Origin of the sequence: Candidatus Protofrankia datiscae (assembly GCF_000177615.2) — a bacterium.
GTDB lineage: Bacteria > Actinomycetota > Actinomycetes > Frankiales > Frankiaceae > Protofrankia > Protofrankia coriariae.
Window position 1 is genome coordinate 822672 of sequence record NC_015656.1, and the last position, 16222, is coordinate 838893.

The window sequence follows — 16222 nt, forward strand, 5'->3', positions numbered from 1 at the left end:
CGACGCTCCGACACCCGTCGTCCGGCCGGCCGTCATCCGGATGTTCGTCGTCTCGTTGTCGAGGTTCATCGCCGGGCTCTCTCGGTCTTCGGGGGCCTGCTCTTCGGGGGCACGATGTCGACGGCTGCGTTGTCGGGAGCTGCATTGTCGACGGCTGTGCTGTCGGGGGCCGCGCTGTCGGGAGGTGCGGTGTCGATCGTCACCAGATGCAGGGGACTGGCGAGGCGGCCGTAGCTGACGTCGAATCCGCCGTCTCGGTCGGGCCGGTCGTGGAAGCCGGCGCCGGCGAGCTGTTCCCGGTTGAGGCAGACCCGGTCGAAGGTGGGCGCCAGCAGGTCGAACAGGGCGAACCGGTCGGCATGGTCGGGAAAGGCGTGGTGATAGTTCTCGATTTCGGCGCGGACCAGCGTCCAGAACTCCCGCTCGTCGACACCGAGATGCTCCTCGAGGATGACCGCGAAGAACCGGAAGTGCCCCGCGCACAGTGCCGACAGGATCGAGTGGGCGAGGTCGGCGGCGGGCCAGCGCCGCAGGTACCGCGCGGCGGACGCCGGCAGGCCGGCCTGCTCCGGCCAGCCTGGCCGGTCACCATCGGTGTGGGCGGCGTCGACCAGTTCTATGTCGGCTCCGAAGTCCTTGATCGCTATTCGGGTCGGGACGTCGTCACCGTCGAAGACGAGGACGACGTTCTCGCCGTGCGGGGTGAAGGCGACGCCGTAGACGTACAGGTAGTGCAGCAGCGGCGGCAGCAGGCAGGACAGCAGCGCCCGCAGCCACTCCCGCGCCCCGTGGCCCGAGCGGGCCACCAGCTCGCCGACCAGCGCCCGGCCGTCGGAGCCGACGAGCAGCAACGACGCGAACGTCCGGGCCCGTTCGCCGGCGGCGAGCAGGCTCTCGACCGGCTGCCGCCACAGGACGCCCAGTAGCTCGTGGAAGCGGTACGGCGCACGCGCCAGCTCCCCGTACGCGCTGTGGGTGACGGTGGCCCCGGCGACCTCCGGCAGTGGAAGCACCCGTGTGACGTCCCGCAGGAACGCGTCGGCGTCCCGGATGCCGACGAGCCAGGCGGAGGTGTCCGGGCCGGCGTGGGCGTCGTCGGCTGACATCCCTCGCCACACCAGTGTGTTACGAATCATTAGCGCAAGTTTGACATTGAACCGTGCTGGACGGTCGATGTTCACCAAAGTACGCACAGATTGTAGCGGAAGGTAGTGATCTGGTGTCTCGCCGAGCAGTACCAACCGGCCGGTCGCGATCTCGGCGGTGAACAGCGGCGCGATCACGTGTTCCCACTGCCAGGGATGCACCGGCAGCCAGACGTACTCCTCATGGGTGGCGGCCGGCTCCCCCTGGGACGGAGCCTGTTCCTCCCAGCCCCGGCCATCCGGCGGATCAGCCACCGGTTCTCCCCGGGGCGGAGCCGGCCGTGCCGGAACGGTGCCCGGCTCCGCGGACCGGCCGTCGTCACGGTCCGTCCCAGCCTCCGCGCCGCTGCCCGCGGTCGCGAGCCGGGTTGCCAGCGTCGTTGCGAACGCGGCCCGGGTGGACGGGTCGAGCTCGGCCGCCAACAGCCGCCGCTGGGTGAGAACGCCGCCACGGGCGTCCTGGTCGTCCGCATCGGCCGGTCCGGCACCGCCGGATCCGGCGGTCGTGAAACCGGCGGTCGTGAAGGTGGCCAGCTCCGGATGCGCGGCTACCCACAGCAGCCGCAGGGGGGTGGCCGCCTCCGGGGTGTAACGGCCCGCGTCGGTGAGACCGAAGCCCAGCCGTCCCTTGTTCGCGACCATGCACGGATGCCCGGTGGCGAAGCCCTCGAGCTCGGTGTAGGTCGCGTCCGCGAGCTCGGCGGCGGGGCGGGCTGCGGCGAGCAGCCGCACGTCGGCGGCGTGCGTCGCGGTCAGTTCACGGACGACGTCCGCGGTGACGTCGTCCGGCCAGCCCAGCAGACCCACGGCGTCCAGGACGAAACGCACCGGGTCGTCCGCTGGGACCGGGCCGCGCGACGTGGCGTACCCGCCGGGATCCGTTGGCGCCGGATCGTCCGCGGGGGCCGACCGGCCACCAGGCCGGCCCGCCCGGCCGGCCGGGCGGGCCCGCGCGACGTAGCGAGGCGGCATCCAACCACCAGGTGCCGAACGTGCCGCGGCGGGCGGTGAACGTGTAGCTGACATCACCGCAGGCCAGCCGGTAACCGGCCGGTTCACCGCGCCCGACGCGCGCCGCCGGGGGCGTAGCTGTGGACAGGTCCGCCGACTCGGTCACGCCCGCGAGGTTCGCGGTACCCGCCGGGCTCGCGGGATTCGTCGCGTCCGTCGGGTTCGCGGTGCTCGCGACGGACTGCGGGTGCAGCAGTTCCTCGTAGGAGAACTCCGCGATCAGCTTTGCCAGCAGGGCCTGCCCGGCCGCCCGCCACAGATGCGGCCGGCTCACGGCCCGTTCCCGTCCGTCCACTGCCCACCTCCGCCGGTTGGCGCGGGCACGTCACCGCGCCGCGGGCGCACGGCCGGGCCGGCAGCCGGCCCAGCCCCCGGGTCCGTCGATCCGGCCGCCGGACCGGTGGTCGGCCGGGACGCGCCAGAAGCAGGACCGGGGCCGGGCGCCGGCGCGTCGGTGGGCGCGCCGAAGGTCGTGAAAGCCGATCGTGGCGGGACGCGGTAGGCCGTGCCGTCGGTCAGGTCGTCGAGGATCACCGCCGCCCGCCAGGCGCCCAGGCCGAGGTCTGGCGTGCCGACCCCGTGGGTGTGCAGTTCGGCGTTCTGGACGTAGATCCGTCCGCTGACCCGCGGCACGGTCGCGAGCCGGTAGGCCGCGTCCACCTGGTATCGGCCGGTGTCGTCGAGGTCGAGCAGGTCCGCGACCGGGCCGAGCAGCGTGGGCCGGCGGGCGGCGTACCCGGTCGCGAGCACGACCCGGTCGGTCTCGACCGTGAACACGCGGTCCTGCGGGACGTGCCGGCAGGCCAGCCTGATCCGCCCGGCCGCTGTCCGCGTCCCCGACTCGATCGTGACGTGGGGCAGCAGGGCCGCGTCCACGGCCGCGCCGGCGACGGTCCGCTCGTACAGCAGATCGTAGATCTCCGCGATCGTCTCGGCGTCGATGCCCTTGTACAGCTGCCACTGGGTGGGCAGGAGCGCGTCCTTGGCCGGCTGGTCCAGACCGTGGAAGTACCGGACGTAGTCGGGTGTGAACTGTTCCAGGCCCAGCTTGGAGTACTCCATCGGGGCGAAGGCCGGCGTCCGCGTGATCCAGTGCAGGGTCTGGCCGGTTTCCGGCTGGGCGCGCAGCAGGTCGAGGAAGACCTCCGCGCCGGACTGCCCCGAGCCGACGACGGTCACGTGCCCGGCGCCGGCCAGGGCGGCCCGCCGCGTCCGGTACTCGGCGGAGTGGAACACCTCCGGTCCGAGCAGCCCGGTGAATGCCGCCGGCACCGACGGTTCGGTCCCCACCCCCAGCACGATGTTGCGGGCCAGCACCGTCCGGGTGGTCCGGGCAGCGAGGGTGTGGCCGTCGGCCTGGGCACTCACCTCGACCTCGAACAGCCCGGTGTCCGGACGCCAGCGCAGCGCGTCCACCCGGGAGCCGAAACGGGTGGCGGCCAGACCGGTGGCCACCCAGCGGCAGTAGTCGTCGTACTCCTGCCGCAGCAGGTGGAAGCGTTCGTGGAAGTAGAACCGGAACAACCGGTCGTGCGCGTGCAGATAGGACAGGAACGACCAGCGGCTGGTCGGGTCGGCGAGGAAGGGCACCTGCAGTCGGGTGCCCGGCAGCAGCAGGCCGGGATGCCAGGAGAACCCCGGCCTGGCCTCGAAGAACCGGGTGCGCAGCCTGGGCAGCCCGTCGGCGAGCGCGGCCAGCGAGAGGTTGAACGGCCCCAGCCCGACGCCCACCAGGTCGAACGGCTCGTCCCGTTCGCCCGGCTCGTCCTGCCCGCACCGTTCGTCTGGCTTGTGTTGTTCGTCTGGATGGTTCTGGTTGGACGGTCGGGTGCTCACGATCCGAGCTCCGTGACGAGCGGGTTGGGGATGTCGACGTACAGCGACTGGGTGGCGACCGGGCCGGCCAGTTCGTCGCGCCCGTCGACCGCTGTCGCGAAGTTCGCCTTGCAGCGCAGGACGGGGGAGTCCAGCAGCAGGCCGAACAGGCCCGGTGCGGTCACACCGTCGGCGCCCAGGTCGGCGCGCATGCGCACCAGCAGGGCGCGCACGGCGGCCAGCAGGTGGGTCTCGTCCGCCCGGCCGGCGGCGCCCAAGGCGCCGATCACCCCGAACACATTGTTGATCATAACATAGTAGAGCACCCGTTCGTCCACGAGGGCGTTGTCGAAGATCGCGGCGAGCCCGTCGCCGAACCCGGGCACGGCCCGGCGGACGGCGTCCGCGTGGGACGCGGCGACATAGTAGCCCTGACTGTCGCGGTACCAGCCGGCCGTGGGCCGGCCGTGGTCGTCCAGGGCGACCAGGCAGTTCTGCTGGTGTGCCTCCAGGCCGACCCCGTGGCGCGCGTACAGGTCGAGCGCCGGCGCGGCGACGACCCGCAGGTAGCGGGCGAACCAGTCGGCGGCGACCTCGGCGGCGGGCCGTCCGGCCCGTGCCGCGAGCCCGTCGACGATCCTGACGAGCATGGACGGGCCGGGGTCGGTGGGGTCGGTGGGGTCGGCGCGCACGGTCCGGGCGGTCGGCGACCAGCCCGGCCACGCACACCACCCGGTCGTCCACACCGAACGGGTTCACCCGGATCGCGCTGTCCAGCCCCAGGCCGGACACGCTCGCGGCCCCCGGGGCCGGACTCCCTGCGCCCGGAGGATCGAGGCCGACCCACGCCGGCTCCTGGAGCAGATGGAAGTCGGGATGGGCGCCGGCCAGCCAGTCCCGCAGGCCCGTGTCGAGCAGCGCGCTGATCTGGGCGCCCAGCTCCAGTTCGTCGCGCAGGTTGATCCGGCGGGAGTTGGTGATCCGCATACCCAGGGAGAGCTTGATCATGACTGGTGCGTCCGGCCGCCACACGGTGCGCAGCGACGCCGTCGGATACCACGGTGGCCCGGCCGGGCCGAGAGCCACCAGCAGACCATCGGCGATCATGGCGGTGACGTCCGGCCGGGTGCGCAGGTAGCGGGCCTGCCAGGGGTGTGCCGGCAGGAGCAGGTAGCCGGCAGGGGCGACAGGCAGGTCACGGTCGGGCAGCAGGCGGCGTAGGAGCTCCGCCGGGCCGCGGCCGGCGATCGTCCCGCCCGAGGCCGCCACCGACGGGTGGGCGGCGAACCAGTGCAGGGCAAAGGAGCCATATAACTCTGGAGAGTATGTGGCCAGCTCCTCCGCTGACGCACCTTCGCGGCTCTTCGCCGTCGGATGGAACGGATGCCCGGTTATCAGCGCCTGTTCGGCGACGAGGAACAGCGCCGTGCCAGCCGCGTCGCCCGCCGCGTCCGGCATGGTGGACGCGCCCGCCCCGGCCGGCATGGCCACTTCGGCTGGTGTGCCCGGTCCATCCGGTCCATCCGGTCCATCCGGTGGCACGACCGGACCAGATGGCGTGGCCGGTGTGGTCGGCCTGGCGGGCCCTCGGCGGGTGGTGGCGCGGGCTTCGATGTGCACGGCGATCCGCCGCAGCGAGTCGATGACGCGGCCGAGGCAGTCCGCGCCCGCCGACGGCGGCAGCCCCTGCCGGCTGGCGATCTCGCGGACGAGCAGGGCAGCCAGCAGCCCGGCGTCCACCGGTGGACCTCCCACGGCCGGGTCTCCTACGCTCGGACGCCGCGTGGCCCGGCCGCCCGTGGCTGGAGCTTCCCCGATCGGGTTCCCCGCGGCCGCGGCTTCCGTGGTCGGGCCGCTGATGGTCGGCGGGCCGAAGCGATGCCAGCCGCAGGGCGAGCGGTAGCGGACGGGCACCTCCAACGCCAGTCCGGAGGCGGGCAGACCGATCCGCAGCGGGCCGCCGTGGCGGTCCACCGCGATCCCGTTCTCCCGAACCCAGCAGCGCAGCAGCGTCTCGATGACCCGGGCGTCCGCGGCGGTTGCCGCGGCCGGGCCCGGCAGACCCGGCAGGTCAGACCGATCAGGTGCCGGCCTGTCCGGCGTCCCCGTGGGCGCGCCGCCCAGGGCCGGTGGTACAGGGACGGGCTTCACCGGGGCGGGGAGGCTGCCGCGGTGAGGGCGTCGGCGAGGATGGCCAGTACCCGGTCGGCCTCGGCGTCAGTGATGGTCAGCGGCGGGAGCAGCCGCACCACCGCGTCGTGGCGCCCGCCAAGCTCGACGATCAGGCCTCGGGCCAGGCACTCGGCCCGGACACGGGCGGCCAGGTGGGGGTCTGCCGGCCGGGTACCGAGGGCGTCCGGGGCGGCGTCGGGATCGACCACCTCCAGGCCGATCATGAGCCCGAGTCCGCGGACATCTCCCACGCAGGGCCGGCCCGCGGCGATCGTCCGCAGGTCGGCCAGCATCCGGGCGCCGACCTCGGCGGCGCGCAGATCCAGGGCTTCGGAGCGGACGAAACGCAGGGTGGCGGCACCGGCGGCCATCGCGAGCTGGTTGCCGCGAAACGTGCCGGTGTGCGCGCCGGGGGTCCAGCCGTCCAGCTCCTCCCGGTAGGCGATGACGGCCAGCGGCAGGCCGCCGCCGATCGCCTTCGACATGACGATGACGTCCGGGGTGATGCCGCTGTGCTCGACGGCCCAGAACGCGCCCGTGCGCCCCACCCCGGTCTGGACCTCGTCGAGGATCAGGGGGATGCCCCGCTCGGCGGTGATCCGGCGGATCGCCCGCAGCCAGTCGTCGGGTGCGGGCACCACCCCGCCCTCGCCCTGCACGGCCTCGACGATCATCGCGGCGGGCTGGGTCACTCCGCCGCACGGGTCGTCCAGGAGCCGTTCGATGTACTGGATGGACAGCCGCGCGCCGTCCGGGCAGTCCCCGTCGGTGGCGCCCACGCCGAACGGGCAGCGGTAGGGGTACGGGTAGGGCAGCCGCACGACCGTGCCCACCGGCCGGAGACGTTCCTTGATCGTAACGTTGCCGGTGACGGCGAGCGCACCGGCCGTCATGCCGTGGTAGCCACCGGTGAACGCCAGCAGCGTCTCGTGCCCGGTGACCGTCTGGGTCAGCTTGAGCGCAGCCTCGACCGCGTCCGCGCCGCTGGGCCCACAGAAGTGCAGCTTCGCCGAGGTCGCGAGGTCACCCGGCAGGCAGGACAGCAGCTCGGCGGTGAACGCGTCCTTCTCGGGGGTGGCCAGGTCGAGCACGTGCAGCGGTGCGCCGGAGTGGAGCAGCCCGCGGATCGCCTCGTGGACGACGGGATGGTTGTGGCCGAGCGCGAGGGTGCCGGCGCCGGACAGGCAGTCCAGGTAGCGACGGCCGTCCGCGCCGATCACCGTCATGCCCTCGGCGTGGACGGGGACGATCGGCAGGTTCCGGGCGTATGTCCGCGCGGACGACTCGCGTCGGCGCTGCCGGGCGAGGATTCCCTCGGGCGCACGTGCCCGGCCGTCGGCGTTCGGCACGCCATGGCCGTCAGCGGGGTCGCCAGTGGGGCCGCCGGTGGGGCTGGTCGTGGGGTCAGCATGGGCGCTGGGTCCCGAAGGGCCGGCGGATCCGGAACTGATGGCGGATATCGTCAAGAAAGCGACTCCCGTCCGGTGGCCTGGGCTCCTTGAGTGATCCGGTCCGAGGGTTCAGCTGTGGGGCCTAGGCGGATGGCCGGGTCCGAGGGCCCGGGTCCTGCGGACCTTTCCGGTCGGCGGAGCCGATCCGGCGCGGTACCTCGGGCGCGGGCAAGGGTGTTCCCGCTCGATCATGCCACCTGCGAGCTTCCGTTGGGTTCAAGGAAGCCTAGCCTAAGCAGCTGTTGGCAGGGGGATGCGAACCGTGGGTGTAATCATCCTCTCGCTCGCCGCAATCCGACGATGAACCCTGCCGGTGCGGCAACGCCGAGCTCACACGGTGCCCGCGGGGCTGGCCACAGCCCGACGGCACAGCCCGACGACACGGCGGAAGCCGTAGGTGAAAACCGTCACCCCTCCAACGGCAGCCACCTACGACCGAACGAGGCGTAGGTGGAAAACGCTGTCGGGGTGACGGAAACCACCTACGGATCCCGGCGGTCGGGGAGGGCTTCGGTGAGGTCCTCGAGCAGGTCGTCGATCGACTCGATGCCGACCGACAGCCGGATGAGGTTCGCGGGCACCTCCAGCGGAGAACCGGCCACCGAGACGTGCGTCATCCGCCCGGGATGCTCGATGAGCGACTCGACGCCGCCCAGGGACTCGGCGAGGGTGAACACCCTGGTCCGCCGGCACACCTCGACCGCAGCCTCCTCGCCCCCGCGCAGGGCGAACGACACCATCCCGCCGAAGTCACGCATCTGCTTCGCCGCCACCTGGTGGCCCGGGTCGTCCGGCAGGCCCGGGTAGTGCACGGCCGCCACCGCGGGATGCCCCGCCAGCAGCTCCGCGACGCGGCGGGCGTTCGTGCAGTGCCGGTCCATCCGGACCGCCAGGGTCTTCGCCCCCCGCAGCACCAGCCAGGCATCGAACGGGCTGGGAACCGCCCCGGTGGCGTTCTGGATGAACCGCAGCCGTTCCCCCAGCCCCGGGTCGGCCACCACCGCGGCGCCACCGACGACGTCACTGTGTCCGCCGAGGTACTTCGTGGTCGAGTGGACCGTCACGTCGGCACCGAGGGCCAGGGGCTGCTGCAGGTACGGGGTGGCGAAGGTGTTGTCGACGACGAGCAGCGCGTCGGCGGAGTGCGCGATATCGGCCAGCGCGGCGATGTCGGAGACACCCAGCGTCGGATTCGTCGGCGTCTCGGACCACAGTAGCCGGGTACGGCCCGGGCGGATCGCCGCCCGCACCGCGTCGAGATCGTTCAGCGGCGCCGGGGTGTACTCCACGCCCCACTCGGCGAGCACCCGCGAGAACAGTCGGTAGGTGCCACCGTAGGCGTCCAACGGGATCACCGCGTGGTCGCCGGGTCGGCACACCGTGCGCAGCACCGCGTCCACGGCGGCCATACCGGAGGCGAAGGCGAGCCCCACCGCACCCGCCTCCAGCGCGGCCAGGGAGGTCTCCAGCGCGGTGCGGGTCGGGTTGGACGAGCGGGCGTACTCGTACGCCCCGCGCGGGACCCCGACAGCGTCCTGCGCGAACGTCGACGACGGGTGGATGGGGACGACCACCGCGCCGGTGACGGGGTCGGGGTCCTGTCCCGCGTGGATCGCCACCGTCTCGAAGCCGGTACCGGCCCAGGCCTCGGCGCCGGCCGGCCATGCGCCGACGGGCGCCGGGCGGCGCGGGCCGTCGGCACGGGCCGCGGAGCCGTCCACACCGGTTACCGCGTTGTCGGCCACAGGATCGTTGGCCACAGGATCGCTGGTCACAGGATCGTCGGCGCTGGTCATGGGCTCCTCGGTGGGGTTACGGGGTGGCCAGGAAGCTGAGCAGGTCGGACCGGGTGAGGATGCCCACGGGGTTGCCGTCCTCCAGCACGAGCACGGCCGGCGCGGCGCCCAGGGCGCTGACCAGCACCGACAGCGGCTCGCCGGCGCCCACCGTGGGCAGCGGCGGCGACATGTGCGCGGCCACCGGGGCGTCGACGGCGGTCCGGTCGGCGAACACGGCCCCGAGCAGCTCCAGTTCGATGACGGCGCCGGCCACCTCGGCCGAACGCAGCGGCGGCTCCTGGCGGACCACCGGCATCTGGGAGACGTTGTACTCGCGCAGATAGGAGATGGCCGCGCCGACGGTTTCGTCGGGATGCACGTGTACCAGGTCGGGCGGGCTGGTCGCGTCGGAGGACTTGCGGGCCAGCACTTCGGCGACCGTCGGCTCGTCCGACGGACGGTCGAGAAAACCGTAGTCGTACATCCACTCGTCGTTGAAGATCTTCGACAGGTAGCCGCGGCCGGAGTCCGGGAGCAGCACCACGACGCAGCCGTCGGCGTCCAGCTCCCGGGCCACCCGCAGCGCGGCGACCACCGCGAGCCCGCAGGAGCCGCCGACCAGCATGCCCTCGCGGCGGGCCAGCTCCCGGGTCATCAGGAACGAGTCGCGGTCGCTGACCGCCTCCACCCGATCGACCACCGTCTTGTCGTAGGTCGTCGGCCAGATGTCCTCGCCGACTCCCTCCACGAGGTAGGGCCGCCCGCTGCCGCCGGAGTACACCGACCCCTCCGGGTCGGCGCCGACGACCTGTACCCGCCGGCCGCTGACCTCCTTGAGGTAGCGGCCGGTGCCACTGATCGTCCCGCCGGTGCCGATACCGGCGACGAAGTGGGTGACGCGCCCGTCGGTGTCCGCCCAGATCTCCGGGCCGGTGCTGGCGTGGTGCGCGGCGGGGTTGTGCGGGTTGGAGTACTGGTCCGGGCTCCACGCGCCGGGCGTCTCGGCGACGACGCGGCGGGCGACCGAGTAGTAGGAGCGGGGGTCGTCCGGGGCGACCGCGGTCGGGCAGACCAGCACCTCGGCGCCGTAGGCCCGCAGCACCGCCTGTTTCTCTTCACTGATCTTGTCGGGCATGGTGAACACGCAGCGGTAGCCGCGGGCCGCGGCCACGATCGCCAGCCCCACTCCGGTGTTGCCGCTGGTCGGTTCGACGATCGTCCCGCCCGGCCGCAGCTGCCCGGCGGCCTCCGCGGCGTCGATCATTGCCAGGGCGATCCGGTCCTTCACCGACCCGCCCGGATTGACGTACTCCAGCTTGGCGAACACGGGTGCGGCAATACCCGCGGTGACCGCGTTCAGCCTGATCAGTGGAGTTCCGCCGACCACCGCGGCCAGGTTCTCGTAGACACGCATGCGCCGCCCTCACCTTCGCCGCCGAGGTCCTGAGCCGCCGCTGGGCTCCCAGCGTACGCAGCCGAAGCGCCCGCCGCAGGGCAAGCCGCACAGTGTCGCGGAGGCCGCGGAAATCACAGATGATCACACGGGTTGCACGGGTTGCACGGGTTGCACGGGTTGCACGGGTTGCACGGGTTGCACGGGTTGCACGGGTTGCACGGGTTGCACGGGTTGCACGGGTTGCACGGGTTGCACGGGTTGCACGGGTTGCACGGGTTGCACGGGTTGCACGGGCCATGTGAGCTGCGGAGGCCACGAAAGTCACGTCCGCTCGTCACGTCGGGTGGTCCAGGTGCTGTGGGAGCCCCCGGTGTGCGTCGAGCTGGTGTGCGTCGAGCTGGTGTGCGTCGAGCTCGTGTGGGCCGAGCCGGTGGACGTCGAGCTGGTATGGGTCGAAGAGACGGTGTAGGTCGAGCCGCCGTGTGCCGGGCCGTGCCGCGTCGAACCTGTGTGGTGCGTCGAACTTGTGTGGACGTGGGTGAAGCCACCGCCCGAGTCCCGCGACACCGCGACCCGTACCGGTGGCGGATGCCCCAGGAACCCCTGCATGGCGAACTCGTATCCGTAGGCGCCGGCCATCGGGAAGACCACTATGTCGCCCGCGCGTACCGCGTCCACGGTGATGTCGCGGGCGAGGGTGTCCTCGGGCGTGCACAGCTCGCCGACCACGGTCACCGGCCGTCCGGCGACGTCGGGGCGCGGGAAGTCGTACGGCCAGTCGTCCACCGCGACGACCCCGAAGTTGTGCACGATCTCCCAGGACGCCGGCAGCTGGAAGTGGTGGATGCCGCCCCGCAGCACCACGAAGTCGGTGCCGTGGGCGTGTTTGACGTCGGTGACCTCGGCCGCGTACGCGCCGCAGTCGGCGACCAGCCAGCGTCCCGGCTCGAACAGCACCCGTACCCCGGCCGGGACCGGTGTCGCCCGCAGGCCGGCGGCGAAGGCGTCCAGGTCGAAGGGGCATTCGCCGCGCCGGTCCGGCTCGAAGGGCACCCCCAGCCCGCCGCCGACGTCGACGACCCGCAGGTCGACGCCGTGCGCGGCGGCCGTGTCGGCCGCGTACCCCAGACACCAGCGGACGTAGTCCAGGTGCGCGGCGGCGTCGAGGTTCCCGGACACGGCGTGGACGTGGAAGCCGGCCACGTCGACCCAGGGCAGTGACCGGGCGATGGCCAGGACGTCGGGGACGTCCGCCTCGGGTATCCCGAAGGCGCTGGCCTCCCCGCCCATCCGCAGCGAGCCGGCGAGGGCCACCCGGGACGGGTTGACCCGCAGCGTGACCGGTATCTGGCGGCCCGCCCGGCCCGCGACGTGGTTCAGCCGGCGCAGCTCACCGGGGCTTTCGACGTTGACGGTCATCTCGGCGCCGGCCCTGGCGGCCTCGACGAGCGTGGCCAGCAGCGGGACGGACTTCCCCGGGCCGGAGACGACGATGCGGGCAGGCCGCCCGATCCGCTGGGCGCTGTCCAGCGCGAGCTGGATCTCATGGCTGGAGGCGACCTCGAAACCGTCCACCCCCTGGCCGGTGGGGAGGCTGCGCCCGGTGCTGCCGGTGTGCTGGGCGCTGTGGGCCTGCTGGGCGCCGTGGCCGTGGCCGTGGCCAGCGGCGAGGGCGTCGAGGACCGGCGGGTAGCCGTTTGCCTTCACCGCATAGAAGATCGCGGCCCATGGCGGTAACGCGGCTTTCAGCCGGGCGGCGTTACCGGCTGCGACGTCAAGATCGTAGATGTACGCACTGATCGGATCGGCGTACGCCCCGGCGAAAGGCTGTACGCCGGTGAAGGCCCCGGTGAAGGCCGCTGAGGCGGTGGGAGCATCCGGGGGATGAGCGGATCGGCCGGGAGCGCCGCCGCGTGCTCCGAGGGCGCCGCGTAGCCAGTGCAGCGTTGCCGCGGGCAGCCGGCTGACGGGCAGGGCGTGCAGCCGGCCGGCCGACGGTGGCAACTGCACGCGCGTTCAGCTCACGACTGGACGGGTAGGTCGAACCAGAGGTACTTCCCCGAGTCCACCGCCACCGCGCCCCAGCTACCGGCGAGAGCGTCCAGGACGAGCAGGCCACGGCCGCCCTCGCTGCCGAGATCCACCTGCTGCCGCTGCGGTAGCACGACAGACGTGTCCGAGACAGAGGCGTGTACGAGGCCTGGCCGTAGTTCGAGCAACAGCCAGACGGGTGGCTTGCCGTATTTGACCGCGTTCGTGACCAGTTCGCTGACCAGGAGTTCCGCTGTCCCGACGGCTTCCTCGGACAGATTCGTGCGGGCGAGCTGCTCCCTGAGCGCACGGCGTGCCTGCGGGACGGCCGCGGGCACGTAGGGCAGCTCGACCAGCATGTGCGTGGCCGAGGGGCGCAACGACGACGCGCGGGTCATCATGTCCTTTTCCACCCCGTCTGTGTATTCATTGATCACCGAATCCGATGTGATGACATCCCTGTACGTCTACCCACAGGCCGGCTATTCCAAGCACTTCCGGTCTTTCACGGTCAACGGGCGGATGCCGGGTAGTCTTTATGACGTACGGTAACGGTATCGCTTGCTTCCGTCGCGATCTCCGGTGGAAAGGTTTCACTGGATCGCGGAGTGTCATGTTGGTATGCGGGCCGCGAGCACCGCGACGTCGTCGCGCAGCCGGCCGCCGGCAAACCGCTCGGCAGCCGCCCGCAGCCGCTCCGCGATCCCCTGGGCGGACATCCCGGCGCAGCCGCGCAGGGTGGCCAGCAGCCGCTCCTCGCCGAAGAGTTCCCGGCCGCGGCGTGCCTCGACGACTCCGTCGGTGTACAGGACGAGCGCGTCCCCGGCCCGCAGCGACACCCGCACCTCGGGAAAGATCGCATCCTCGTCGTCGAGGACCCCCAACAGCGTTCCCGGTTGCGCGACGAACACGGCCGTCCCGTCCGCCCGGACGAGAACCGGCAGCGGATGCCCGGCCATGCAGATCGAGACCACCCGTTCGACCGACCGCGCTTCGGATCGGGCAGCCGGCCGCGCCAGGCCGGTGGGACCGCGCGCCCCCGACGGCCGGGGACCGCCTGACCACCCCGGCTCGTCCGCCGGCGGGCCCGGCTCGCTCGGGGGGCCGAGTTCGCCAGCGGGCCGCAGTTGGGCCGCCGCGAGCGTGCAGAAACGTCCCTGACCAGCGGGGTTCGGGTAGCTGGAGGTGTCCCGCAACGCCCGGTTGAGATCCATCATGATGTCGGGCAGGTTGTGGCGCTGGCCGGCCAGCAGCCGTAGCACGGCCCGCGCGACCCCGGTGACGTTGGCGGCTTCCGCGCCCTTGCCGCAGACATCCCCGATGATGATCGTCCAGCCGCCGTCCGGATCCGGGACGAGGTCGAAGAAGTCACCGCCGACCTCCAGGCCGGCCCGTGCCGAGCGGTAGGACGAACCGAGCTCGATCCCGTCGATGTGGGGCAGTTCGGGCGGCAGCAGTCCGGCCTGTAACTCGCCGGCCACCTCCACCTGCTGGCGGAACAGGCGGGCGTTGTCGACCGTGAAGGCCGCGCGGCGGGCCAGATCGGTGAGCAGTTCGATCTCGTCGGCCTCGAAGTTGTTCCCGGCGGCGCGGCCGAGGGTCAGCACGCCCAGCACCCGGCGGCGGGCACGCATCGCGGCGATGACGGTGGGCGCGCCGTCGACGGTGGCGACCCGCACGGTGTCGGTGAGCGCCGCCTGCACGTGAGCGACCAGCGTCCCGACCGGGTCGTCCGCCCAGGCGGACAGGGCACCGGCCGCGGCCTCGTCCACATGGCCGACGGCGGCCAGCTTGATCGCACCGTCGTCGCGCAACAGGTGGACCGTGCACCAGCGGGCCAGCCGGGGCACTGGCAGGCGTGCGAGCAGGGCCAGGCTCCGGTCGGTGTCGAGGCTGCCCGCGAGCAGGTCGGATGCCTCGGCCAGGAAGGACAGCATGCCGATCCGGCGTTCCTCGACACGCCGCAGATGGGCACCGCCGAGCGCCAGCGCCATCCAACGGGCGACCAGCTGGATCCGTTCCTCGAGGTCGCCGTGGACAGCGCCATCCATGTCGTCACGGACGGCACCATGGATATCGCGATGAGCATCGCCATGGATGGCGTCGTCGTGGATGCCGCCCGCGTCGTCGTCGAGCTGGCACACGCGGGCCGCACCGGTGGGTGCCCTGCCGGTGGACGCCGGGAGGCCTGGTGACCACAGCAACAGTTCTCCGACGGTCCCGTCACGGGAGTCCAGCGGGATGCGGCGGGCGTCCCGCTCCGAACCGGTCGACCCGAAGGCTGCCACCACCTCCGCCGTTCCCGCCCGGTTACGGCTGCGCCGTACGAGGCCCGCCCCGGACGACGGCAGCGCGTCGACGAGCTGCGCCAGCAGTTCACCGACTTCCTCCTCGACCGACAGGACACGGGTGAGGGTGGACGAGAGCAACCGCGCCGGCCTGCGTGGGCCCACCACCGTGGCGGGCGCGCCCACCGCGGCCGGGGGCCCGGCGGCGGATCCGCTCCCATGGGCCGCCAGGCCGGGGGGCAAGTCGGGGGACAAGCTGGAGGGCAAGCCGGGGGACACTGTCCGGGCGTCGGCGCGGGCCGTCTCGGCAGCCGCGGTGGCCGGGCCGGGCCCGCCCGCGGCTTCGGCGTCGGTGGGCGAACCGTTGGGGGCGTCGAGGCGGAACCACACCTTCTTGCCCGTCCGGTCGTGTTCGGTGCCCCACGCCGTGCTCAGCGCGTCCACCAGCGACAGGCCGCGGCCGTCCTCACGCAGGTTGTCGATGCCGCTGTCCGCGATGGACTCGCCGGTGACGCTCCCGGGCGCCGCCGGCGGGAGCGCACCGGCCGCCGTGGCTACGGGCACCGGTGAGCTCCCCGGGCCGTCGATGGCCGCCGAGCGGGCGGCGGCGGGAGCGTGGCCGGGCTGGCCGGTGATCGGTACCGCGCCCAATGCCAGGGGATGCCGATCACTGACCGTGACGACGAGGCGTCCATCGTGGTGTCGAATGTCGATTGTCGCATCGGTGCCGGCGTGTACGATTACGTTAGTTACAAGCTCGGTTACTAACAGTAGTACTATATCAACGACATCGGCGTGGAGACGGCCGTGCAACGTGTCGATAATGAACCGGCGGGCCGATCTCGGTGAATCGATGACCGGTGGAAGTGTGAGGGTGCGACGGAACCCCTCTTCGCCGAGCATGTGAAGCATGCCGGTCAGTCTCTCCTGTGTTGTCCGGTCATGAGGGATTGGCCGTCGCGTGGAGCGCGGCCGACGGATCTTCCGGGCTGGTCCGGGCCGGCACGCGCGGCACACGGCCGGACGGATCCGCTATATCCGCACAGCAAGCCCTGACGGATACTGTCGCCGAGCACTGCTGGATGCCTGATGAACGGACGCCGGTCCGTTCCGATGGTCTGCCAGACGTGAGAGA

The 16222-nt window shown here is 72.3% G+C and carries 10 protein-coding genes and 1 pseudogene; all 11 read right to left on the reverse strand.

The window, feature by feature from the left end; genetic code table 11:
* Positions 1-65: 65 nt before the first annotated feature.
* Positions 66-1973 carry an IucA/IucC family protein gene (locus FSYMDG_RS22635; protein ID WP_157490967.1) on the reverse strand — a complete coding sequence of 636 codons (1908 nt, stop codon included), beginning with the start codon at positions 1971-1973 and terminating at the stop codon, positions 66-68.
* Positions 1903-2430: a hypothetical protein gene (locus FSYMDG_RS27865; RefSeq protein ID WP_157490968.1), complete on the reverse strand. Its 528-nt coding sequence runs from the start codon at positions 2428-2430 to the stop codon at positions 1903-1905. Before FSYMDG_RS27865 ends, FSYMDG_RS22635 begins: the two co-directional genes overlap by 71 nt.
* Positions 2427-3992 (reverse strand): lysine N(6)-hydroxylase/L-ornithine N(5)-oxygenase family protein, encoded by a 1566-nt coding sequence (locus FSYMDG_RS03490; protein WP_013872214.1) that lies wholly within the window; start codon positions 3990-3992, stop codon positions 2427-2429. Before FSYMDG_RS03490 ends, FSYMDG_RS27865 begins: the two co-directional genes overlap by 4 nt.
* On the reverse strand, positions 3989-4717 hold the full coding sequence (locus tag FSYMDG_RS27870) for an IucA/IucC family C-terminal-domain containing protein (protein WP_237703075.1): 729 nt from the start codon (positions 4715-4717) through the stop codon (positions 3989-3991). Before FSYMDG_RS27870 ends, FSYMDG_RS03490 begins: the two co-directional genes overlap by 4 nt.
* 19 nt (positions 4718-4736) lie before the next feature.
* Positions 4737-5456: pseudogene (locus tag FSYMDG_RS27875) on the reverse strand (IucA/IucC family protein); the annotation flags it as partial.
* A gap of 662 nt (positions 5457-6118) precedes the next feature.
* Complete coding sequence (locus tag FSYMDG_RS03500) at positions 6119-7609, reverse strand: diaminobutyrate--2-oxoglutarate transaminase family protein (RefSeq protein WP_013872215.1); 1491 nt, start codon at positions 7607-7609, stop codon at positions 6119-6121.
* A 467-nt stretch (positions 7610-8076) separates the two neighbouring features.
* The gene (locus FSYMDG_RS03505; protein ID WP_013872216.1) at positions 8077-9390 is read right to left on the reverse strand and encodes a cystathionine gamma-synthase; all 1314 of its coding nucleotides are present in this window, start codon (positions 9388-9390) and stop codon (positions 8077-8079) included.
* A 16-nt stretch (positions 9391-9406) separates the two neighbouring features.
* A complete protein-coding gene (locus FSYMDG_RS03510; RefSeq protein WP_013872217.1) occupies positions 9407-10786 on the reverse strand; it encodes a cystathionine beta-synthase in 1380 nt (459 codons plus the stop codon).
* A 303-nt stretch (positions 10787-11089) separates the two neighbouring features.
* Positions 11090-12778 carry an alanine racemase gene (locus tag FSYMDG_RS03515; RefSeq protein ID WP_013872218.1) on the reverse strand — a complete coding sequence of 563 codons (1689 nt, stop codon included), beginning with the start codon at positions 12776-12778 and terminating at the stop codon, positions 11090-11092.
* A gap of 11 nt (positions 12779-12789) precedes the next feature.
* On the reverse strand, positions 12790-13200 hold the full coding sequence (locus FSYMDG_RS03520; protein WP_043604699.1) for an ATP-binding protein: 411 nt from the start codon (positions 13198-13200) through the stop codon (positions 12790-12792).
* Positions 13201-13410: 210 nt separating this feature from the next.
* Positions 13411-15999, reverse strand: coding sequence for a SpoIIE family protein phosphatase (locus tag FSYMDG_RS27880; RefSeq protein ID WP_013872220.1), 2589 nt, complete (start codon positions 15997-15999; stop codon positions 13411-13413).
* Between the last annotated feature and the right edge of the window lie 223 nt (positions 16000-16222).

Bases quoted from the DNA above. Each gene is read 5' to 3' on its own strand.
- FSYMDG_RS03505 (WP_013872216.1), bottom strand. From the start codon at position 9,390: ATGACCAGCGCCGACGATCCTGTGACCAGCGATCCTGTGGCCAACGAT.
- FSYMDG_RS03510 (WP_013872217.1), bottom strand. From the start codon at position 10,786: ATGCGTGTCTACGAGAACCTGGCCGCGGTGGTCGGCGGAACTCCACTG.
- FSYMDG_RS03520 (WP_043604699.1), bottom strand. From the start codon at position 13,200: ATGATGACCCGCGCGTCGTCGTTGCGCCCCTCGGCCACGCACATGCTG.
- FSYMDG_RS27880 (WP_013872220.1), bottom strand. From the start codon at position 15,999: ATGCTTCACATGCTCGGCGAAGAGGGGTTCCGTCGCACCCTCACACTT.